The 20,765-nt window shown below is 68.7% G+C and carries 23 protein-coding genes and 1 pseudogene; 10 read left to right on the top strand and 14 right to left on the bottom strand.

Annotated features, from left to right (window positions below; translation table 11 throughout):
- Positions 1 to 350: 350 nt before the first annotated feature.
- Both OG381_RS04540 and OG381_RS04535 read left to right on the top strand, forming a co-directional pair.
- On the top strand, positions 351 to 824 hold the full coding sequence (locus tag OG381_RS04540; protein WP_443062024.1) for a winged helix-turn-helix transcriptional regulator: 474 nt from the start codon (positions 351 to 353) through the stop codon (positions 822 to 824).
- 105 nt (positions 825 to 929) lie between these two features.
- Positions 930 to 1,802, top strand: coding sequence for an alpha/beta fold hydrolase (locus tag OG381_RS04535; RefSeq protein WP_327714790.1), 873 nt, complete (start codon positions 930 to 932; stop codon positions 1,800 to 1,802).
- Positions 1,803 to 1,951: 149 nt separating this feature from the next.
- Here OG381_RS04535 and OG381_RS04530 read toward each other — a convergent pair whose 3' ends face one another.
- Together OG381_RS04530 and OG381_RS04525 are read right to left on the bottom strand one after the other, a co-directional pair.
- Positions 1,952 to 2,650: an SDR family oxidoreductase gene (locus OG381_RS04530; protein ID WP_327714789.1), complete on the bottom strand. Its 699-nt coding sequence runs from the start codon at positions 2,648 to 2,650 to the stop codon at positions 1,952 to 1,954.
- Between the two features lie 241 nt (positions 2,651 to 2,891).
- Complete coding sequence (locus OG381_RS04525; RefSeq protein ID WP_327714788.1) at positions 2,892 to 3,536, bottom strand: class I adenylate-forming enzyme family protein; 645 nt, start codon at positions 3,534 to 3,536, stop codon at positions 2,892 to 2,894.
- Between OG381_RS04525 and OG381_RS04520 the strand changes: the two genes are divergently transcribed.
- The 5 genes from OG381_RS04520 (at position 3,535) to OG381_RS04500 (ending at position 8,586) form a co-directional block, all read left to right on the top strand.
- On the top strand, positions 3,535 to 4,032 hold the full coding sequence (locus tag OG381_RS04520) for a winged helix-turn-helix transcriptional regulator (RefSeq protein WP_327714787.1): 498 nt from the start codon (positions 3,535 to 3,537) through the stop codon (positions 4,030 to 4,032). The two genes, OG381_RS04525 and OG381_RS04520, sit on opposite strands and share 2 nt — an antisense overlap.
- 115 nt (positions 4,033 to 4,147) lie before the next feature.
- On the top strand, positions 4,148 to 4,681 hold the full coding sequence (locus tag OG381_RS04515; protein ID WP_327722379.1) for an SRPBCC family protein: 534 nt from the start codon (positions 4,148 to 4,150) through the stop codon (positions 4,679 to 4,681).
- The gene (locus tag OG381_RS04510; RefSeq protein WP_327714785.1) at positions 4,681 to 5,742 is read left to right on the top strand and encodes an LLM class flavin-dependent oxidoreductase; all 1,062 of its coding nucleotides are present in this window, start codon (positions 4,681 to 4,683) and stop codon (positions 5,740 to 5,742) included. The genes OG381_RS04515 and OG381_RS04510 overlap by 1 nt, the downstream gene beginning before the upstream one ends.
- A gap of 668 nt (positions 5,743 to 6,410) precedes the next feature.
- Positions 6,411 to 7,823 carry a dihydrolipoyl dehydrogenase gene (gene lpdA / locus OG381_RS04505; protein WP_327714784.1) on the top strand — a complete coding sequence of 471 codons (1,413 nt, stop codon included), beginning with the start codon at positions 6,411 to 6,413 and terminating at the stop codon, positions 7,821 to 7,823.
- A gap of 172 nt (positions 7,824 to 7,995) precedes the next feature.
- A complete protein-coding gene (locus OG381_RS04500; protein ID WP_327714783.1) occupies positions 7,996 to 8,586 on the top strand; it encodes a TetR/AcrR family transcriptional regulator in 591 nt (196 codons plus the stop codon).
- A gap of 137 nt (positions 8,587 to 8,723) precedes the next feature.
- Here OG381_RS04500 and OG381_RS04495 read toward each other — a convergent pair whose 3' ends face one another.
- Entirely contained in the window at positions 8,724 to 9,575 is an 852-nt protein-coding gene (locus OG381_RS04495) for an MBL fold metallo-hydrolase (protein WP_327714782.1), read from the bottom strand.
- Between the two features lie 195 nt (positions 9,576 to 9,770).
- Between OG381_RS04495 and OG381_RS04490 the strand changes: the two genes are divergently transcribed.
- Complete coding sequence (locus tag OG381_RS04490; RefSeq protein WP_327714781.1) at positions 9,771 to 10,259, top strand: MarR family winged helix-turn-helix transcriptional regulator; 489 nt, start codon at positions 9,771 to 9,773, stop codon at positions 10,257 to 10,259.
- 105 nt (positions 10,260 to 10,364) lie between these two features.
- Here the strand turns inward: OG381_RS04490 and OG381_RS04485 are convergent.
- The 3 genes and pseudogenes from OG381_RS04485 to OG381_RS04475 form a co-directional block, all read right to left on the bottom strand.
- Positions 10,365 to 10,622: pseudogene (locus tag OG381_RS04485) on the bottom strand (PPOX class F420-dependent enzyme); the annotation flags it as partial.
- A 111-nt stretch (positions 10,623 to 10,733) separates the two neighbouring features.
- Positions 10,734 to 11,126: a nuclear transport factor 2 family protein gene (locus tag OG381_RS04480; protein WP_327714779.1), complete on the bottom strand. Its 393-nt coding sequence runs from the start codon at positions 11,124 to 11,126 to the stop codon at positions 10,734 to 10,736.
- 462 nt (positions 11,127 to 11,588) lie between these two features.
- Complete coding sequence (locus OG381_RS04475; protein ID WP_327714778.1) at positions 11,589 to 12,326, bottom strand: SDR family NAD(P)-dependent oxidoreductase; 738 nt, start codon at positions 12,324 to 12,326, stop codon at positions 11,589 to 11,591.
- 84 nt (positions 12,327 to 12,410) lie between these two features.
- On the opposite strand from OG381_RS04475, the gene OG381_RS04470 reads away from it, so the two are divergent.
- Entirely contained in the window at positions 12,411 to 13,052 is a 642-nt protein-coding gene (locus tag OG381_RS04470; RefSeq protein ID WP_327714777.1) for a TetR/AcrR family transcriptional regulator, read from the top strand.
- A 49-nt stretch (positions 13,053 to 13,101) separates the two neighbouring features.
- Here the strand turns inward: OG381_RS04470 and OG381_RS04465 are convergent, their stop codons facing one another.
- The 4 genes from OG381_RS04465 to OG381_RS04450 all read right to left on the bottom strand — a co-directional run bounded on the left by OG381_RS04465 (position 13,102) and on the right by OG381_RS04450 (position 15,800).
- Complete coding sequence (locus OG381_RS04465; RefSeq protein ID WP_327714776.1) at positions 13,102 to 13,482, bottom strand: RidA family protein; 381 nt, start codon at positions 13,480 to 13,482, stop codon at positions 13,102 to 13,104.
- 309 nt (positions 13,483 to 13,791) lie between these two features.
- Positions 13,792 to 13,989 carry a hypothetical protein gene (locus OG381_RS04460; RefSeq protein WP_327714775.1) on the bottom strand — a complete coding sequence of 66 codons (198 nt, stop codon included), beginning with the start codon at positions 13,987 to 13,989 and terminating at the stop codon, positions 13,792 to 13,794.
- Between the two features lie 441 nt (positions 13,990 to 14,430).
- Positions 14,431 to 15,102 carry an enoyl-CoA hydratase-related protein gene (locus OG381_RS04455; RefSeq protein ID WP_327714774.1) on the bottom strand — a complete coding sequence of 224 codons (672 nt, stop codon included), beginning with the start codon at positions 15,100 to 15,102 and terminating at the stop codon, positions 14,431 to 14,433.
- An 83-nt stretch (positions 15,103 to 15,185) separates the two neighbouring features.
- Positions 15,186 to 15,800, bottom strand: coding sequence for a TetR/AcrR family transcriptional regulator (locus tag OG381_RS04450; RefSeq protein ID WP_327714773.1), 615 nt, complete (start codon positions 15,798 to 15,800; stop codon positions 15,186 to 15,188).
- A 196-nt stretch (positions 15,801 to 15,996) separates the two neighbouring features.
- On the opposite strand from OG381_RS04450, the gene OG381_RS04445 reads away from it, so the two are divergent.
- A complete protein-coding gene (locus tag OG381_RS04445; RefSeq protein WP_327714772.1) occupies positions 15,997 to 16,518 on the top strand; it encodes a VOC family protein in 522 nt (173 codons plus the stop codon).
- Positions 16,519 to 16,565: 47 nt separating this feature from the next.
- On the opposite strand, the gene OG381_RS04440 is transcribed toward OG381_RS04445, so the two are convergent.
- From OG381_RS04440 to OG381_RS04425, 4 genes are all read right to left on the bottom strand, one after another.
- Positions 16,566 to 17,612 carry a LacI family DNA-binding transcriptional regulator gene (locus OG381_RS04440; RefSeq protein WP_327714771.1) on the bottom strand — a complete coding sequence of 349 codons (1,047 nt, stop codon included), beginning with the start codon at positions 17,610 to 17,612 and terminating at the stop codon, positions 16,566 to 16,568.
- A gap of 63 nt (positions 17,613 to 17,675) precedes the next feature.
- A complete protein-coding gene (locus OG381_RS04435; RefSeq protein ID WP_327714770.1) occupies positions 17,676 to 18,512 on the bottom strand; it encodes an ATP-binding cassette domain-containing protein in 837 nt (278 codons plus the stop codon).
- Positions 18,509 to 19,522, bottom strand: coding sequence for an ABC transporter permease (locus OG381_RS04430; protein ID WP_327714769.1), 1,014 nt, complete (start codon positions 19,520 to 19,522; stop codon positions 18,509 to 18,511). Before OG381_RS04430 ends, OG381_RS04435 begins: the two co-directional genes overlap by 4 nt.
- A 147-nt stretch (positions 19,523 to 19,669) precedes the next feature.
- On the bottom strand, positions 19,670 to 20,686 hold the full coding sequence (locus OG381_RS04425; protein ID WP_327714768.1) for a sugar ABC transporter substrate-binding protein: 1,017 nt from the start codon (positions 20,684 to 20,686) through the stop codon (positions 19,670 to 19,672).
- Positions 20,687 to 20,765 lie beyond the last annotated feature (79 nt).

Here is a 20,765-nt window from a genome sequence, read left to right as displayed (position 1 = left end):
TCGGGACAACCAGGAGTGCGTCGATGTTCCGCCCGGCGGCCCGCTCTCCCTTGGTGACGTGGGAGGCGGCCGGGCGCAGATGTCGGTGAGGGCCCGGCACGCTGGACGAGTTGCCGCCCGGGCCGAGGAGGAGCGTGCGTCCTCATCCACGCGGCGCCCGGCGGCGTCGGCCGTCTCGCCGTCCAGATCGCCAGGCCTCGTCGACGTATGTCATCGGGACCGCCAGTGCCGCCAAGGACTTGCCTCGTCGCAACCGGCGCCCAGCACTCGGCTGAGTATCGGAAAGTAAACTTAAATCGGTTAGAATCGCTCCCATGGATGCGTGGACCGAAGTTCTTCAAGGCACCGGCATGGACCCCCGACTCGACCGGGACACGTCCAACTGCTCGATCGCGCGGACTCTTGAGATCGTGGGTGAGAAGTGGACGATCCTGATCCTGCGCGAGGTCTGGTACGGCTCGTCCCGCTTCAGCGACTTCGAACGCGTCCTCGGCTGCCCCCGCAACCTCCTCGCGACACGGCTTCGGATGCTGGTGGAGGAGGGGATCCTGGCGACCGAGACGTACAAGGAGCCCGGTTCGCGGAGTCGGCCGAAGTACGTGATCACTGCGAAGGGCATGGATCTGGTGCCGGCCGTGATGGGACTGCTCCAGTGGGGCGACCGTTACCGCGCCGACCCGGAGGGGCCGGCGGTAGTGGCGCGACACCGTGAGTGCGGCGCACACGTCGATGTCCAGATCCGCTGCGAACTGGGCCACCCGGTGCAGGCGCAGGACATCGAGAGCGTCCCCGGCCCAGCCTTTCGTATGAAGTCGTCCGAGTGAGCTGAGGCTCCCTCCTCCGTCAGCTTTCCGAGTGGGGTCGGCGCCGAGCAGAAGAGCCTGACCGTCAAGGCAAGTTGGCTCACGTGATGTCAGGAAGGCCTATCCGTGGGACAGCCGACAGTGAAGACCGGAGTGACGCAGGTGGACGGCGTCCGTCTGCACTACGTCCGAGCCGGGTCCGGACCGCTGCTTGTGCTGCTTCACGGCTGGCCGCAGACCTCCGAATGCTGGCGGCCGGTACTGGCGGATCTCGCCGCCGACCACACCGTTGTGACGCCGGACCTGCGCGGATACGGCCTGAGCGACAAGCCCACGACGGGTTACGACAAGCGGCGTATGGCCGCTGACATGGCAGGCCTCGTCGAGGCGCTCGGCTTCGAGCGGGCCATGGTGGTGGGCCACGACCGCGGCGCTCGTGCGGGGCACCGCTGGGCGCTGGACCGCCCGGACCAGGTGGAGCGGCTGGCCGTGCTCGACATCGTGCCCACCCGGGAGATGTTCCGCCGCCTGGACGCCTCACTCGCCTCCGGGTACTGGCACTGGCTGTTCCACATGCAGCCCGATCTGCCCGAGCGCCTGGTGGGGCAGGACATCCGTGGGTATCTCGAGTACTTCTTCGAGCGGTGGACCTACAACCGCCACGGCCTGACAGCCGACGCGGTCGACGGCTACGTCCGTGCGTTCTCCCGCCCGGGCGCCCTGCGTGCGAGCCTCGACGACTACCGCGCCGTGGAGGAGGACATCGCGCTCGACGACATCGACGCCGCCGAAGGCCGCCGCCTCAGCATGCCGCTGCTGGCGCTGTGGGGCTCCGTGGGACTCCCTGCCCGCCTGCCGACACTGGAGATCTGGCGTGGCTACGCGGACGACGTCACCGGTGCCGAGATCCCGGAGTGCGGCCACTTCATCCCGGAGGAGCAGCCGGAGGCGATGTTGGCGCACCTGCGGCCCTTCCTGGCTGGCGGGACGAGCTCGTGATCTCCCCCGCGTGACTGGAGCCCGTACCGGGCCGGTAGCTTGCGTTGCTGTTCCATGACGCTCTCTGGGCAGACGTACTCGGTGGTCGGTTGATGGACGTGAGTACCGGCATGCACCGGGCCCGGTGCGGGTTTCTGGGCGATGGGCCCTCAGGGGAGCTGCGGGTAGAGCGCGGAGACGCCTCCGGCCAGCGCGGCCTGGGCCTGGCGGGAGGCCTCGTCCGCGACGATCTCGTAGGCGCCGGCGGCGATCCCGTCGACGGCGATCCGGGCGATGTCGGCCGGGTGGGACTTGGGAGCGTCGACGGCGCGGACCATGTCGGTGTCCATGTAGCCGACGTGCAGGCCGGCCACTCGGATGCCCTGGTCGGCGAGCTGGAGGCGCAGGGCATTGGTGAGCGACCACTCGGCCGACTTGGCGGCGCAGTAGGCGCCGAGCTCCGGGAAGCTGACCCAGGACAGGCCGGACAGGACGTTCAGGATCGCCCCGCCGCCGTTGGCCGCGATCTGGGGTGCGAAGGCGCGGGTCGCCGAGAGGGTGCCGAAGTAGTGGGTGTCCATCTCCAGGCGGATGTCGTCGAGGTCGGCGGCGAAGAGGTCCGCGCCGGTGGAGGATCCCGCGTTGTTGATCAGGAGGGTCACGTCGCCGGTGGCCTGGGCGGCGGCCGCGACGGAGGCGGGGTCGGTGATGTCGAGCGCGATCGACTTGGCGCCGGGCAGGTCGACCTGGTCGGGGTTGCGGGCGCCGGCGTAGACGGTGGCGCCGCGGCTGAGCAGCTCGGCGGCGAGGGCTCCACCGAAGCCCCGGTTGGCTCCGGTGACGAGGGCGGTGCTGGCGGAGAGGTCCATGGGGAGTCCGAGTGCAGTAGGTAATTAAAGTACGAACGTAATTCTAAGCAGGTGGAGTCGGTGAGCGCAAACGTTGCCTACGGCCGATGGTGTCCACGACCAACGCGAAAGGGGCCTGCCGCACGTGCGGCAGGCCCCTTTCGCGGTCCGTCGAAGGTGGACTCAGAGCTTGACGATCATCTTTCCGACGCCCTCGCCCCGCATCATCGCGAGGAACGCGCCCAGGGTGTGGCGGTGCAGGTCAGGAAGCCGCCGCGTGGCCGGACCGCAGCGAGACCTTGTCGATCGTTCCGACCGCGTTCTTGGCGATGGCGTCCACCGCGAAGAACGCGGTCGGACGCTTGTGGCCGGTGAGGCTGCGCGCGCAGAGCGCCTTGAGTGCCGCCGTGTCGATGGTCACTCCGGGGCGCGGCTGGACGTAGGCGACGACGACCTCTCCCCACTTCTGGTCCGGCACACCGATCACGGTGGCCTCCAGCACCGACGGATCGCCCACGAGCGCGTCCTCGATCTCCTTGGGGTAGATGTTCTCCCCGCCACGGATGATCATGTCCTTCGAGCGTCCGACCAGCGTCAGATAACCCTCGGCATCGAGATGGCCCGCATCGCCCGTCCGCAACCAGCCGTCGACAACGACTTCGGCTGTTTCCTCCGGACGGCCGAGATATCCACGCATGACATTGGGGCCCTTCACGAGGACCTCGCCGTCCGCGCCCGTCGGCACCTCGTTGCCGTCGGCGTCGGCGATCCGGATGTCCTGGCCGGGGAACGGCAGGCCCACGGTGCCGGCGCGTCGCGATTTGGAGAGCGCAAGAGCCCACACGCCGGAACCGGGCCGATCCACCTGCTGGGTCTCATGACTGTACGAACCTATGCTGGGGCTCATGAGGCGGACATCCTTTGCGCAGTGGCCCTGCTCGATCGCCCGGACGATGGACCTGCTCGGGGACTGGTGGACACCCCTGGTGCTGCGTGAGGCGTTCTACGGGATCCGGCGGTTCGACGCGTTCCAGGAGTCGCTGGGAATCGCCCGCAACACGCTGACGGACCGGCTGCGTCGGCTGGTGGATGAGGGGTTGCTGGAGAAGCGGCCCTATCAGACGGAGCCGGTTCGCTACGACTACGTGCTCACCGAGAAGGGCCGCGACTTCTACGACGTCCTGCTGGTGATGAACCGGTGGGGGGACCGTTGGCTGGCCGGTGAGGCGGGCCCGCCGGTGACCATGCGCCACGAGGTGTGCGGGCAGGAGACCCATGCCGAGGTGGTGTGTGCCTCCTGTGGCGAGCCGATGACCGCCGAGAACACCCGCCCCCGGATGGGACCCGGCTATCCGCCGCACCTGGCCGACCGGCCGGACGTACGGGAGCGTTTCGCGGACTGACCCGATCTCTGGGTCAGGCCTGTGTGTGCCCTTGACATGTAAGTCTATCTACGCAACTTTACTGGTCAGGTCTGGTCAGGAGAGTTCTCGGATGAGGCAGGGAGGCCACGGGATCGTGGAGTGGACGGGTGCGCGGTATGCGGACAAGCCGACGGTTGAGGTCCACACCTGGATCGCCGCTCCACCGGGGCGGGTGTGGGCGCTGGCGTCCGATGTCCAGCTGATGCCGCGTATGAGTGCGGAGCTGCAGTCCGTCGAATGGCTGGACGGCAGAACCGGCCCTGCTCTGGGAGCCCGGTTCATCGGCCGCAGCAAGCACGAGTCGCTGGGGGAGTGGGCCACCACGTCCCACATCGTCGAGTACGAGCCCCCGAGGGCGATCGCCTGGGCGGTCGAGGATCCGCTCAACCCGACGGCGATCTGGCGGTTCGCGCTGGAGCCGCAGGACGGCGGCACCCTGCTGCGGGAGTGGATGCAGATGGGGCCGGCCCGGTCGGGCCTCTCCTTCGCCATCGACCGTATGCCGGACAAGGAACAGAAGATCGTCTTCGTGCGCATGCGGGAGTTCGAGACCAACATGACCGCCACCCTGGAAGCGATCAAGAAGCTGGCCGAGGGTGCCTCGACCGCGAGTGAGGCGAGTCTGTGATGCGTACCTCCACCACGATCGAAGCCTCCGGTGGCGACTGGCGGGAGATCGTCGACTACGTCACCGAGGCGGAGAAGCTCGGGCTGGACATCTGCTGGGTGGCGGAGGCATGGGGCTCCGAGGCGCCCTCGCCGCTGGGCTACCTCGCCGCGAAGACCGAGCGCCTGCTCCTCGGATCCGGAATCATCCAGCTCGGCACCCGCACACCGATGGCCATCGCACGCGCCGCGATCACCCTGTCGCAGATCTCCCAGGGGCGCTTCCTCCTCGGACTGGGCCCCTCGGGGCCGCAGGTGATCGAAGGACTGCACGGCGTGCCCTTCGACCGGCCGCTGTCACGGATGCGGGAGACCGTCGAGATCGTCCGCCAGGCCGCCTCGGGCGCCAAAGTCTCCTACTCAGGGCGGGAGTTCAGCATTCCGCTGCCGGGCCGGGAGGTGAAACCCATGCGTCTGTCGATGCGCGCCGAGCATGACATTCCGGTCTACCTCGCCACCCTCTCACCGAAGATGCTGCACCTGACCGGTGAGATCGCCGACGGCTGGCTGGGCACCAGTTTCGTGCCCGAGGGCGCCAAGGAGGCGTACTTCGACCACCTGGACCAGGGTCTGGCCGCCGCCGGTCGAGCCCGCACCGACCTCGACATCTGCCAGGGCGCCGAAGTCGCCTTCGCGGACGACGAGGACGCGCTGCGCCAGATGGTGGCCGGACGCAAGAAGGAACTGGCCTTCAGTCTCGGTGGCATGGGCTCCACGACCACGAACTTCTACAACAACGCCTACAGCCGCCAGGGTTGGGCCGAAGTGGCGACCGAGGTCCGCACACGTTGGCAGGCCGGCGACCGGGACGGTGCGGCCGCGCTGGTCACCGACGAGATGGTGCTGGCGACCACTCTGATCGGCACCGAGGACATGGTGCGCGAGCGACTGCGGGTGTGGCGCGACGCCGGTGTCGACACCGTCCGGTTCTATCCCGCCGGCGAGACCCTCGACGTCCGGCTCGCCACCCTGGGCCGGGCCATCGGCCTGGTCCGTGACATCGAGGACGAGGTGGCGCGGTAGCGACTTGGGCGGGCCCGGTCGAGGAGGGCTGTCGCGAGGTGTTGCCCGGAGGCGTCGGCCCAGCTCAGCCATGGGTGCTGACGCCGTCCGCCGCGGCGATGACGCGGTTGCCCTGGCACGGGCCGGCCCGCAGTAGCCGCGCGACGGTGGTGACGGGAACGTCGGTTGCAGGTCGACGTGTTCGGTCGGCGCGGTGAGCAGCAGTTTGATCGGTAGCCGGGGTACCGACTCTCCCGGGACCCCGGGCGCCTGGGCCGTCAGTTCTCGATGCAGGGGATCGTCGAGGGGGCGCCGCAGCAAGGCGTGCGAAGTTCGGCACGGTTCTCTGGCCGGCCCCTTGCTGGCGTGGGGCGCAGTGAACGCGGGGGCGCCGGACGCCGTCCGCAAGCTGGGCGTCCACGGTACGCGGAGTCGACGAGGCGTCGTCCCGCCGTCCATGATTGCCACGCGGGCATAGATCACGGCATCGGGGCGCTGAAGCGAGCGTCCGGGTGACTGCCGCCGAACTGGTGACCATGTGGGCGCCGTTCTGTCGCTCCGGTGGTCTCCTTGCGGCAGGCGGTGGCACAGGCCGCCACTGCTCAGTCGGTGAGCAGGAACAGGTTGTTCGATCGGGAGCACGTCGGCCCCTCGCGGGAGTCGGCCGCCCCAGCGGAAAGGAACCGTCCATGGATGAGCAGGGTGAGCGCTTCGACGTCGTGGTACTCGGCGCGGGCCCCGGCGGATACGTTGCCGCCATCCGGGCCGCCCAACTGGGAAAGCGCGTAGCGGTCGTCGAGGAGAAGTACTGGGGCGGCGTCTGTCTGAACGTGGGCTGCATCCCCACCAAGGCCCTCTTGCGCAACGCCGAACTCGCGCACGTCTTCACCCGTGAGGCGAAGACCTTCGGCATCAAGGTCGACGGGCAGGTCTCCTTCGACTACGGGGAGGCGTTCCGCCGTAGCCGCAAGGTCGCGGACGGCCGGGTCAAGGGCGTCCACTACCTGATGAAGAAGAACAAGATCACGGAAGTCAGCGGCCGGGGCACGTTCCTGGACGCCCACAGCATTCAGGTGACCGACTACGACGGCAACACCCGCACCATCGGCTTCGATCACTGCATCATCGCCGCCGGGGCGACCCCGAAGCTGCTGCCCGGTACCCGCCGTACGTCGCGCGTGGTGACGTTCGAGGAGCAGATCCTCGCCGAGGACCTGCCGCAGTCGATCGTGATCGCGGGCGCCGGTGCCATCGGTATCGAGTTCGCCTATGTCCTGCACAACTACGGTGTGAAGGTGACGATCGTCGAGTTCCTGGACCGGATCGCCCCGCTGGAGGACGTGGAGGTCTCCGCCGAACTCGCCAAGCAGTACCGCAAGTTGGGCATCGACGTCCTCACCTCGACCCGCGTCGAATCGATCGACGAGTCCGGTCCGCAGGTGCGGGTCACGGTCACCGGCAAGGACGGCACCCAGCAGGTGCTGGAGGCCGACAAGGTCCTTCAGGCGATCGGCTTCGCGCCGAACGTCACCGGCTACGGTCTGGAGAACACGGGCGTCACGGTCACCGAGCGCGGCGCGATCGACGTCGACGGACGGTGCCGCACGTCCGTCCCGCACATCTACGCCATCGGTGACGTCACCGCGAAGCTGATGCTCGCGCACGCCGCCGAGGCGATGGGCGTGGTCGCCGCGGAGACCCTCGCGGGCGCGGAGACGATGGAGCTGGACTACGTGATGATCCCGCGGTCCACCTTCTGCCAGCCCCAGATCGCCAGCTTCGGCTACACCGAGGCGCAGGCGAGGGAGAAGGGCTTCGACGTCCAGGTGGCCAAGTTCCCGTTCACCGCGAACGCCAAGGCCCACGGCCTCGGTGACGCGACCGGGTTCGTGAAGCTGATCAGCGACGCCAAGTACGGTGAGCTCCTCGGCGGCCACCTCATCGGCCCCGACGTCACCGAACTCCTGCCCGAGCTGACCCTGGCCCAGCAGTGGGACCTGACGGTCCACGAGGTGGCCCGCAACGTCCATGCCCACCCCACCTTGGGCGAGGCAGTGAAGGAAGCCGTCCACGGCCTCGCCGGCCACATGATCAACATGTAGCGGTGCGGCAGGGCCCCCTGGTACTCGGGTCGGTTTCACGTCCTGGAGCTGCCAAGGGGCCCTGCCGCCCTACGTTCGGGTGCGCGGCGGTTGACTCGGTGATGAACCGGACGCCTCGTGGTCGAAGGGAGGGGCCGGCCGGTAGCGTCGCCCGGCGTCCTGTCGAGTCGGCGTGACTCAGCCGCGGACCCGCGCCGCCCAGCGATGCGCCTCGGCGAGGAAGACGGCTCTGCCGTTCGCGCAAGGGATCAACGCCACCGGGATGGATCAGCTGTCGACCGTCGCCGGGGTCTCGAAACGCACTCTCTACACGCACTTCCCCAGCAAGGACGAGCTCGTCGGGGCATATCTGGAGTCCCTGGTGGAGCCGCTCCTGCCCGCATCCCCCTCATCCACCCAGGCGGCTCTCAGCCCGCGCGAGCAGCTCCTCGCCATCTTCGACCGGAAGCCGGCGGAGACCACCGCTCCGTTCCGGGGATGCCCGTTCCTCAACGCCAGCGTCGAGGTGCCTGACCCTGGGCACTCCGCCCACCAGCTGGCCGTGGCATACAAGAAGGAGTTCACCCACCGCCTCACAGACATCGCACGGCAGGCCGGGGCCGCCGACCCGGACAAGCTCGCGGAGCAACTCGCGCTGCTCTTCGACGGCGCGGCCGCACGCGGCACCGCGCTCAACGACAACCGCACCGGCGCATGCGCACGATCCATCGCGGAGTTGGTGGTCGATGCCGCCCTCGCCGAGGTCGGCCCGCCCTCTTCCTGATGGTGAGTTCGGCGGCACGTGTCCGGCCCTTCAACACCTCGCCGCCATCCTGATCTGGCCCCGAAGGTGACAGGACGCCGGCCCGGACCGGCTTACTGAAGGTCGGCGCAGATCTCAACGCCGCGCGGCAGCGACGCTCACGTCCCCGACGGCCGTGGCTGCTCCGGCGGAACCGAGCTCTCGGCAGCCGCCATCCACTGGTCGAGGTCGGTCTGCGTGAATTCTGTCCAGGGTGGGACTCCGGGGAGCCGGCGGAGGAGGTCGTAGGCCTCGGGGATCTGGGCTCCCCGCAGGACCGGGCAGTGGCAGCCGGCGATGACCTCGGCGTCCAGCTGTTGGAAGCCGGTGACGACGTCCCCGAACTTCTGGGCGTCCAGCAGCGCGACCCAGGGGGAGACCAGGCGTCCGCCGAAGAACTGGCCGTCGCGGAACTCGTCCGGCGACAGCGCGGCCATTTCGGGCACAGGGGTCGGCACGTTCGTGGCGAAGGTGTCGACGGCCCACAGGACCTTGGCCTTCGAATCGAAGAGGGCCCGGGTGGTGGGGTTGTCGTACAGGGGCGGTCGCTTGGCGACCAGGGTGCGATCGCCCGCGTCGATGGTGTCGCCGTCGGTCATGAAGCGGCACCGGTTGATGGGAATCTCCCACTCCTCGGCCATGCGGCCGATGGAGAACCATGTCGTCAGCAGGGTCGCGTTCGGGCATTCCGCCAGGACCGCCAGGAGGTTGCCGGCGTGGTCGCGGTCGTCGTGGGTGAGGAAGATCCACCGTACGTCCAGGGGATCCACGACGGACCAGGCTGCCTCCAGCCACTGCGAGCGCACCGCGGGCGCCCCGGTGTCCACGAGGACCGGTTCGGTTCCCCGGATCACCATCGAGTTCATCGGGAAGTGGCCGACCGGCGGCGCCTCGAGGGCCCACGGGATGACGAACGTCTCCTCGGCGATCTTGTACGGCTGCAGAAGGTCGAAACTCTCGATGGTTGTCATCGCTGCTCTCCCCAGGACGGAGTCGCCCCCTAGGACGGAGTCGCCGCAGCCTCCATGAAACAAGTGCAGCCCCGTGCGGGGCTGTCGTCAAACGCAGAGGTCGTCAACGCCCTCGCACTGATAGATGAGGCCCGTCCCGACGCTGATGACCTACCATTAATCATCCATGGAAGATAATTCTCCGGAAGATGAGTGATGGCTGACCTGAAGCTGCTGTACCGGGAGCTGGTCTCGCTGGAGATCGAGCTGTGGAACGGCATCGAGGGGCGGTTGAAAGCCGAGTACGACCTGCCGCTGACCTCGTTCGAGGTGCTGCACCTGCTGTCGCGTCGGCCCGGTCAGCGGATCCAGGACATCGCTGAGGAGTTCTCCATCACGGTGGGTGGCACGAGCAAGGTGGTCGACCGTCTGGAGTCGGCGGGCTTCTGTGCGCGGCGGGCCAATCCGAACGACCGCCGTTCCTCGATCGTCGAGTTGACGCCTGAAGGACGGAAACTGGTGGACGGGGCGCTGAAGGCCTTCGAGGACGAGCTGGAACTGCGGATCGGGTCGGTGATTCCCACGGAGTCCGTGCGCGAGGTGACGGCGGTCCTCAGCACGCTGCGGTCAGCCGGAAGGGCCCTGGACGCGGAGCGGAAGGCCGCCGGGCAGGCGTCGGCGCCAGGCGCGCGGGCGCCGAAGTAGCCTGGCCGGCCTGCGTTGTGAGCCACGACGGCCGCGCGTGCCCGTGGGCCGACAGACCGCCGGCGGGAGACCGTCTTTCCCCGACCCCGCCCCGTCAGCCCACCGTCAGTCGGCGATGCCGTCGAACGCGATGACTTTGTCGATGCGGCCGTGGACGAGGAGGTTTCCCGGGCCGCCATTGCGGGCCGCGTACTCCTCGGTGCGATCGGCGCCCATGTAGCGGGCGCCGAGCAGGCCGCCCCAGCGCAACGTGTCGTCGGGATCCTCGGAGATATCCGCGCGTCCTTGGAGCAGGACGAAGGCGTACGGTGGCCGGTCCTCGTCGACGCACAGGGCGAACCGTCCGTCGCGGGCGAGGTTGCGGAAGGTGCGCCATTGCTGCTCGGTCACCTTCCGCATGCGGGTGCCTGTCGTGTGCGTACGGATCGATTCACGTGTGCCCGAGGCCGAGTTCGGCCTCGGGCACCGCGGGTTCTAGCCCCAGAAGGCGTCCTCGGCGGCCGGGTCTGCGGAGAAGAGCCACATTTCGGTGATCTTGCCGTTCTCGACGCGGAGGAGGTCGACGCCGTCCATGCTCATCGATGTGTCGCCGCGGCGGCCGGTGAAGTGGATGGTGGCGGTGACCAGGTCGCCGTTGCCCATGAGGGTGTGGACCTTGTCGATGGCGAAGGTGCCCTGGCTGGTCTCCATCATGCTGCCGAGCATCTGGAAGACGGCGGCCTGTCCCTTGTGCTCGCCGGAGAACTGGTTGGCACCGGGCTGGTGCCAGACGATGTCGGCGTCGAGGAGTTCGCCGAGAGCGGCCATGTCTCCGGTCTGGACAGCCTGGAAGTAGGTGCGGGCGACATCGATGTTCGTGCTGGTCATGTCGTTTACTCCTGGGTGCTTGCGCGGGGGTGGCTGACTGGCGAACGCGGCCTCGATCCCGTTTCGTCCACAAGCGCCGTCGGCGGGGATCCTGAGCGGGTCTGCGTCCAGGAAACCATTTACATTCCATGGAAGCAACTTCCGTGGATTATTGTTCCATGGGTGAGGGTTCGGCGGGCGCTGGTTGCGGCAAGGACTTAACCCTCCATGCCTTCGCAATCGCCGCTGCCTGTGGCGACGCGGATGAAGCACGTGATCCGCGAACCGAAGAACCAGCGGGCCAACCGGCAGCGCGAGGCGGCAGAGTCGGTTGGTCCGCTGGCTTCGGCAGGGCGGTCTGCGGTCGTCACCCACCGCAAGGGCCTGGTCGTGGCCCTTCGTCGTCAAGCGGTGGTCGGGGTGTGGTGGCAGACGTCATCCAATGAGGCCGCGGCGAACCGCCGGATGCGCCTCGGTCCTCGTTCAGGCCCGGGTGTAGCCGCCGTCGGCGAAGAGTTCGGCGCCGGTGACGAACGACGAGGCGTCCGAGGCCAGGAAGAGGGCGGCCGCGGCGATTTCCTCGGCGTCGGCCAGCCGCCCCAGGGGCACGACGGCCTCGGCGAACCGGTCGACGTCCGGCCCCGCGGCGCCCAGTAGGCCGGGGGTCCGGGTGGGTCCCGGGCTGAGTACGTTGACCCGGAACCGGCGCTCCCGCGACTGGCGGGCCCAGTTGTGTACGAGGTTGCTGACGGCCGCCTTCGAGGCGCTGTAGACCTCGAGATGCTCGTTGGGCCGCACGCTGTTGCTCGATCCGATGACCAGGATGGAGGCGTTCTCCGCCAGCAGGGGGAGCGCCTTCTGAACGGTGAACAGTGGGCCCTTGATGTTGACGGCGAGCGTCAGGTCGACGTTCGCCTCGGTGTGGGCGCCGAGTGCGGCGTCCGCGACGATTCCCGCGTTGGCCACCAGCACGTCGATGTGGCCGGCCTCCTCGCGGACTCGTGCGTAGAGCGCGTCCAGGTCGGCCAGGACCGAGACGTCGGATCGTACGCCCGTGGCCGCGGGGCCTATCTCCTTGACCGCCGCTTCGAGGCGGTCGTGGTCCCGGCCGGTCACGAAGACCCGTGCGCCCTCGTGGGCGAAGCGGTGGGCGATGGCCAGCCCGATCCCGCTGGTTCCTCCGGTGATCACGGCCACCTTGTTCTGCAACACGCCTGGCATGTCGAACCCCTCGAGTTATGGAATGGATCGTCCATAACGTAGGCAGTAATGGACGATCGAGTCAAGAATGGATAGGCTGAGGCCATGCCCAGACCACGCGCATTCGACGAACCCCAAGTCCTGGAGCGGGCCCGGGAACAGTTCTGGGCGACCGGCTACTCAGGAACCCGGATGGACGACATCGCCCAGGCGACCGGCTTGGGTAAGGGCAGCCTGTACGGCGCGTTCGGCGACAAGGGCAAGCTGTTCCACCGGGTGTTCGACGACTGGTGCACCGCCGTCGTCGAGGTGGCCGAAGGGCGGCTGGCAGGTGGCCCGGACGCGGAGGCCTTGGCCCGACTGTCGGGATACGTGCGCCTCATGGCGGAGAACACCGCCTCCGACACCGAGCGCCGCGGGTGCCTGCTGGCCAAGGGCGTGGCGGAACTGGCCCAGCACGACCCGACCGTCGCCGGGCGGTCGGCCGAGACCATGACGGCGCTGCTGACCCTGCTGCGGACGGAGATCAGCGCCGCGCAGCGCCACGGCGACATCGACAGCGCCGCGGATCCTCAGCAGTTGGCGGCACTGCTGCTGACGGTGGTCCGCGGCATCGAGGCGGTGGGCAAGGCCGGTCTGGACCCGGAGACGCTGCGGAACATCGCAGACACCGCACTGGCGGTCCTGCCCATGCCCGAGGGGCGGAATCGCGTCGTAACCGGGCGGGGTCCAGCCCGCGAGAACTGACTTCGTGCCCGCACGGTCGCCTGACCCGCCGGGCGGTGCCTGGTCGCGTCTAGTCCGTGACGGCAACCATCGCGATCGACACGAGGATCCCCGGCCGGTCGACACCCAGCTTGCTCACGCAGCGCGGCGGCCGTACGTCGGGGAAGAACTCGTCGAAGACCTCGATGACGCCGTCGGCGTCCTCGGGGTGCATGAGCAAGGTGTGAACCATGACGGCGTCGCTCAGCTCGGCGCGGCCGGCGCGCAGGATGGCTTGGCAGTTCAGCAACGACTGGCGGGTCTGCTCCTTGACCGTGGGTCCCGCGAGTTCACCGGTCGCCACGTCGACTCCGACTGTTCCCGCGACGTAGATCGTGTCGCCGACCTTGACCGCCTGGCTGTAGCCGGAGAATTCCGGCGCTTCGGGGGTGGAGATGATCTCTCGGGGCATCGCATGGGCTCCTGCCTGGAAGGTTTCTGTTCACTGAGTACAGATCGACCTTGGACTTCGGTGGCGCCATCGCACCCTCATCCCGCAGGGCGTCCTCAGGCTCCCACCGCAGGACCCACGGTGTTGCCAGAACCACGATGACGGCACGTGTCCGGCGGTGCGCCGTGTCAGGAGCTGTTGCGCGCCTTTTCCAGGGCGGTACGGATCTCCCGGGCATCGGCCGGCTTTCCCGGGTCCCGGGGCCAGGGCAAGCGGGGGTCGGACAGGTAGGTAGGGGAGGACGTAGGCGGGGCTGCCGTCCTGGACGCGTCAACTCTGCGAGGTGGAGCCTGCGTCGACGGTGTCGTAGTCGAGGCGGTCGAGCAGAGCGGTGACGGACTCATTGGCCGCGTCGTCGTCACCGGAGATGGGCAGCGCGCTGTGGTCGAGGGCCCCGGAGGGATGGGGGGAGAGGAGGTGCCCGAAGTGGATGGTGCTGAAGGTCTTGACCGTCCGCGCCCCCGGCACGTACCGCTAGAAAAGCTCTCCTGCCGTCAGGCGCCCGTCTTCAGTTCGGCGATGACGCCGTCCCGCACGCGGTAGTAGTTGTTCGCGTCGATGACGATCCTTCCCGTCAGGGCGTCCGCACCCCGACCGTCGGCGTTGGCGCAGCAGTGACCTCGGCCGAACTCGGCCCACGCAGGCGGCAGTTGGTCCGATGCGCAGTGGGCGGCCGGGCCAGGTGCCGGTGACGGGCCCTGTGTGAACTTGTCGATGACCTGGCCTCACCGACGCGGCCGGTTCCACACCCGGCCCACCATGGATCAAGCGTCAGGCGGGAACTGGATGCGGGCGGGGACGTGCTGGTGCTGGGGTCGCGCAGGTGAGGTCTGCCCTGTCTCCTCATACGGTGGGCGGCCGGCGTGTTCCACGACCCGGACTCAGCCCAGGTCGTGGGTGGGGAGCCGGTCAGCCGAGCGGGTTGGTGGTGTCGCGCAGGGCGGCCAGGGCCGGGGCGTACATGCGGGCCTTGATGGTGCCGAGCGTGTCACCGGCCTTGGCCGCCTGTGCCTGGGCGATCTCGAGGGCGGTGGAGCGCACGGCGTCCTCGCCGACCGCTTGGTCGACGATGCCGACGGCCGCGGCATCGGAGCCGCCGTACCGGCGGGCCGTGAGCATGGCCTCGTGCGCGGTCTGCGGCGTGAGCCGGGACTGGATGAGGGCGGCCATGCCGGGGGTGAAGGGGATCTTGATGTCCGCTTCGGGCAGGCACCAGAAGCCGCGGTCGGCGCGCATCACACGGAAGTCGTGGGCGAGGGAGAGCATCGCGCCGGCGGCGAAGGTGTGCCCCTGCAGCGCGGCCACGGTGATGATCGGCAGCGACAGCATGCGCGCGAACAACTCCTGGACGGAGACGACGTAGTCCTGGTGCTGGTCGCCGTTGGCCAACAGCCAGTCCAGGTCGAGCCCGTTGGAGTAGAACTTGCCGGTGGCGGTGGTGACCAGGGCGCGGGGCCCGTCCGCCTTCTCCACCTCGTCGAGCGCGGCGCCGACGGCAGCGAGCCAGTCGGGGTGGAAACGGTTCTCGCCGTCTCCGAGGTCGAGGACGAAGACGTTGTCGTGGCGGTCGAGCGAGGGCATGGCGACTCCTTCGGGCTGAACTGGTGAACTGAACGTCCTTGCTGAACTGGCGAGTTGAGGTGGCGGGGTGAGGTGGCTTCGGGTTACGGCCGGGGCTCTGCTCCGGCGGCGCCGGGACGGTCGCGCAGGGTGTGCAGGAGCAGGTCGTGGATCTCGGCGGCCGCCCCCTCGATCGGGGCGGTGCTCTGCTCGGCCCGACTCATGATCACCGCGCCTTCGACCGCGGCGATGATGAAGGCGCCCAGTCGGCGGCTGCGTTCCTCGGTCAGGCCGTGCCGGACGAACAGGGCCGCGAGAGCCTCCTGCCAGCGGGCGAAGACGGCGGCGGCCGAGAGGGCGAGCTGGGGTGCGTCGTCGTTGGTCTCGACGGCCACCGCCACGATCGGGCAGCCGGCCCTGAAGTCGCTCTCCATGAGCCGGTCGCGCCACAACGCGAAGAACGCGTCGACGGCCTCGACGGGGTCGTCCACCTGCATGGCGGCGTCGATGAGGCCGGCGATGAAGTCCCCCGCCAGTGCCACCGCCTCGTCGATGAGCTGTGTCCGCCCGCCGGGGAAGTGGTGGTACACCGAGCCTCGGGGGGCTCCGCTGTGGGCGAGTACCCGGTCGATGCTGGTCGCGCTCGCCCCGTGTTCACGCAGCAGAGCGGCGGCACTGAGGATCATCCGGTCACGGCTGTCACTCTTGCGCGGACTCATGTGCCTGTCACCCTCCGAACGACGAGACGGCCCGCCGAGCGAGCTACCTGCCGGTAACTTATGGGGTATGGCATAGAACATGCAAGGGGAAGAGCAATCCTGGCGAGCCTCGTCTCCAGCGGTGGCCAATGAGGACAGAAGCTGGCCTACAAGCCACCTAACGTCAGACGGACCACACGCACTCAGGAGGCAACGGATGACCGCAAGGCCGATCCCGGACGGCTATCACACCGTCACGCCGTGGATCATCTCCCGCGACACGGCTGGGCTCATCGACTACCTGAAGGCGGCGTTCGACGCGGAGGAGATCGCCCGGGTCGTCGGGGACGACGGCCGGATCGGGCACGCGGAGGTACGGATCGGCGACTCGATCGTCATGCCGTTCGACGCACCGCCCCATTGGCCGCCGACACCCGCCTTCCTGCGCCTCTACGTCGAGGACGCCGACGCCGCGCACCGCAGGGCCGTCGCGGCCGGCGGTACATCCGTGACCGAAGTGACCCACCTCTTCTTCGGCGACCGGGTCGGACGGGTACGCGATCCGCTGGGCAATCTCTGGTGGCTCCAGACACGGGTGGAGGACGTCAGCACAGAGGAGATGGAACGCCGCCTGAGCGACCCCAAGTGGGCCGAGGCGATGGCGTACGTGCAGGGGGCCGACTTCTTCCCGGAGGCCTCCAACTCGGATGGTACGCAGACCCCGAGCCCCGGTACCTGAGTCGCGGGGCGTCGATTCGTCGGTCGGTCACGCCCGACCAGTACCTCTCAACGAGATCGTGTGACGAACTCCGCCTGCTTGGGCGCGGGTTGCTCTCCCGAGCCCCGGATGACCAGCCGGGTGGGCACGGAGATGGTGCGAGCGCGGGAGCGGTCACCGTCGAGGCGGGCCAGGGCGGTGGCCGCGGCGCTGCGGCCGAGTTCTTCGGGGTCCTGGGCCACGACGGTCAGGGCCGGTTCGAGTGCCTCCGCGAGTGACAGGTCGTCGAAGGCGACGAGTGCCACGTCCTTGCGCTTGCTGCGGGCGAGTTCCGCGACGATGCCGAGCGCCATGATGTTGTTGCCGGCGAACAGGGCGGTGGGGGGATCGGCCAGGTCGAGGAGTTGGGCGGTCGCGGCCTGGGCGCCCGGCTGGTCGTGGGCGTTGGCGACCAGCGAGCGGTCGTAGGGGATGTCGGCTTCCTGCAGCGCGGCGCGGTATCCGGCGAGGCGTTCGCGGCGCGTGTACAGCTTGACGGGCAGGTCGCCGACGAAGCCGACACGGTGGTGCCCGTGGGCGATGAGATGGGCGATGCCGTCCCGGGCCCCGGCGCGGTTGGAACTGACGATGCTGTCGGCGGGCAGGCCGACTCCGGGGCGGTCGAGGAAGATGATGGGCAGTCCCGCGGTGCGGTGCGACTTGAGGTGGGAGTGGTCGGCGCCGACGGACGGTACGACGATGAGGATGCTGACGCGCCGGGCGAGGAACTTGTCCGTCAGGGCACGTTCGCGTTCGGGGTCGTCCGCGGAGGAGCCCATGAGCAACGTCAGTCCGCGTTCGCCGACGACATCCTCTATGGCACGGGCCACGGCTCCGAAGAAGGGGTTGGCGAGGTCGGGGATGACCAGGCCGACGGTGGTGTCCGGGCCGCCGACGCGGATGTTGCGGGCCATGAGGTTCGGCTGGAAGCCGAGCTTGGCGACGGCGGCGAGTACCTGTTCCCTGGTCTCGGCGGAGGCGGGCCCGTCCTCGTTGAGGACGCGGGAGACGGTCTTGGCGCTGACGCCCACTTCTCGGGCGACGTCTGCCAGGGTCGGGCGGCGGTTCGCTGCCATGGAGGAAACAGTCTCCTGTGCTCGTCGGTCCGGCCGCGGCCTCGGCCGGAACCTGTGAGTGCTTCAGTTGGCCTGGACTCCCGCGGCCTTCGCGGCCTTGGAATCCGCCACGACAGTACCTCCGGCCTCGTCCACGGTGAGCGCGCCGGTCATGATGGCGACGACCTCCGCCATGGAGTAGTCGGAGGGCTTGATCACGGCGGCGCGCCTGCCCAGGCGGTGGACGTGGATCCGGTCGGCGATCTCGAAGACGTGGGGCATGTTGTGGCTGATCAGGACGACCGGCATGCCCTTGTCGCGAACCCGGCGGATGAGGTCGAGGACCTGACCGGACTCCTTGACGCCGAGGGCGGCGGTGGGTTCGTCCATGACGACGACGGAGCGGGCCCAGGCGACGGCGCGGGCGACCGCGACGGCCTGCCGCTGTCCGCCGGAGAGCGTCTCGACCGACTGGGTCAGCGAGCGCAGGCCGATCTTCAGGTCGGCCATGTGCTCGGCGGCCTCCTGACGCATGCGCTTCTTGTCGAGCATGCGGAAGGCGCTGCCGAGGATGCCGGGGCGGCGCAGTTCGCGGCCGAGGAACACATTGGAGGCGATGTCCATGGAGGCCGCCACCGCGAGGTCCTGATACACCGTCTCGATGCCGTGGGCGCGGGCGCTCTGCGGGCCGGAGAACGAGATGGGTTCGCCGTTGAGCCGTATCTCGCCCGCGTCGGGGGTCACCGCGCCGGTGAGGGCCTTGATGAGGCTGGTCTTGCCGGCGCCGTTGTCGCCGATGACGGCGAGGACCTCACCGGGCAGCAGGTCGAAGTCGGCACCGTCGATGGCGGTGACGTGACCGTAGCGCTTGACCAGGCCGCGGGCCTGAAGGACAGGCGTGGGGGAGGAGATGGAGGTCATCGGGCCCTCTTCCGGGAGATCTGGTCGACGGTCACCGCGAGGATCACCAGGACGCCGGTGATCAGGGTCTGGTAGATGGAGGCGACGCCCATCAACTGCAGGCCGTTGCGGAAGACGCCGACGATGAGGACGCCGATGAACGTGCCCAGGACCGAGCCGCGGCCGCCGAAGAGGCTGGTTCCGCCGAGGACCACGGCGGTGATGCTGTCGAGGTTGTCGGTCTGCCCGGCTTGCGGGTCGCCGACGCCGGTGCGGGAGATGAGCAGCAGGGCGGCGATGCCGTAGAGGATGCCGGCCACGGTGTAGACGCCGATGGTCAGCCGGGAGGTGCGGATGCCGTTCAGCCGGGCCGCTTCCGGGCTGTTGCCGAGGGCGTAGACGTGCCTGCCCCAGCCGGTGTTGCTCAGCGCGTAGGCGAGAAGGAGGAACAGGCCGATGGTGACCAGGGAGCCGTAGGTGATGTCGGTGTGGCCGAGCGGGAAGGTCTCACCGAGTGCCGTCAGCGGGCCCGGCAGATTGGTGACCGTCTGCTCCTCGGAGTAGATGTGCGTCAGCGCGAACGCCACATTCAGCATGCCGAGGGTGACGATGAACGGCGGCAGCGGGATCTTCTGCACCAGGGTCCCGTTGAGCAGGCCGAAGCCGCCGCAGACGACCAGGCCCAGCGCGATCGCGACCAGCGGGGGCAGGGAGCCCTCGGCCGCCATCTTGGCGATCACGATGCTGCCGAACGCCATCACCGCACCGCAGGACAGGTCGATACCCGCGGTGAGGATGATCAGGGTCTGGCCGATGGCGAGGGTGCCGACGACCATGACCTGCTGCACGATCAGGGAGAAGTTCCCGCCGGTGAGGAACTGGTCGGTCGAGACGGAGAAGAAGACACAGGCCAGAAGGAGGGCGGCCAGCGGCCCGGTGGTCGGTGCCGTGAGCAGCCGGCGGGCCGTGGTCGGCGCTTTGAGGTCGGCGTACGGCGAGGACGTGTCCGGGGGTGTGGTCGTGGCTGTCATGCGAAGTCCTTGTCGGAAGACAGAAGTCGTTGTCCCCTCCGGCCGCCGGGAGCAGCGGACGAGCGGGCGGCCGCCCCCGGTCAGGGAGGAAGGGGCGGCCGCCCCGCTGAGGGGACGGGCTGAGTCGTACGGTCCTCAGGGGCCGGCTCAGCCCCAGCAGTTCTCCAGGCCGTATGCGGTGTCCTTGGACGTGACCCCGTCCTGTGCCTTGTCGGTGATCAGGGTGACGCCGGTGTCGGTGTAACCGGACGCCTTCTTCCCGTCCTTGGCGTAGGTCGCGACCGCCTTGACGCCCTCGGCGGCCATCTTCAGCGGGTACTGCTGCGAGGTTGCGGCGATCTTGCCGTCCTTGACGGCCTGCGTGCCGGTGCAGCCGCCGTCGACGGAGACGATGAGCACGTCCTTCTCCCGGCCCTTGGCCTTGAGTGCGGTGTACGCGCCCAGCGCGGCCGGCTCGTTGATCGTGTAGACGACGTTGATGTCCGGCTCCTTCTGGAGGCAGTTCTCCATCGCCGTCTGGCCCTTGGACTGGTCGCCGCCGGTGTCCTGGGCGCAGGCGACGTCCTTGTCGGTGGCGCCGAAGCCCTTCAGGAAGCCTTCGTGCCGCTGGACGCCGACGGAGACGCCCGGCGCGAGGTCGAGGGCGGCTATCTTCGCCGTCTTGCCCTTCATGGCGGCCTTGGCGTACTCGCCGATCAGTTCGCCCGCCTTGACGTTGTCGGTGGCGAAAAGGGCGTCGACGGCGCTCTCCGGCTCGGTCGGGGTGTCCAGGGCGATGACCAGAACGCCCTTGGCCTTGGCCTTCTCGATCGCCGGCACGATCGCCTTGGAGTCGCTCGGCGTGATCAGGATGCCCTTGACCCCGGCGGCGACCATGTTCTCGATGGCGGTGACCTGGCCGGCGTTGTCCCCGTCGAACTTGCCCGCCGCGGTGGACAGTTCGACGCCGTTCTCCTTGGCGGCCTTCTCCGCGCCCTCCTTCATCTTCACGAAGAACGGGTTGGTGTCGGTCTTCGTGATCAGTCCGACCTTGACGGTGCCCGAACCGGAGCTCGCGGAGTCCGATCCGGATCCGGATCCACAGGCGGTCAGGGTGAGGGCCGCGACACCCGTGCAAGCGGCGACTCTGAGCAAGGAGGACGGCAGACGAGAGATGCGTGACATGAACAACTCCTGCGGGATTGCGGGCGAGCGGTCGGCATCGGGCATGCCGTCCCGAAGTGTCATCGTTGACTTATGTCAT

This window comes from Streptomyces sp. NBC_00490 (genome assembly GCF_036013645.1).
Taxonomy (GTDB): domain Bacteria; phylum Actinomycetota; class Actinomycetes; order Streptomycetales; family Streptomycetaceae; genus Streptomyces; species Streptomyces canus_F.
Note: the sequence above shows the minus strand (reverse complement) of the source record. Positions and strands in the feature narration are given on the sequence as shown.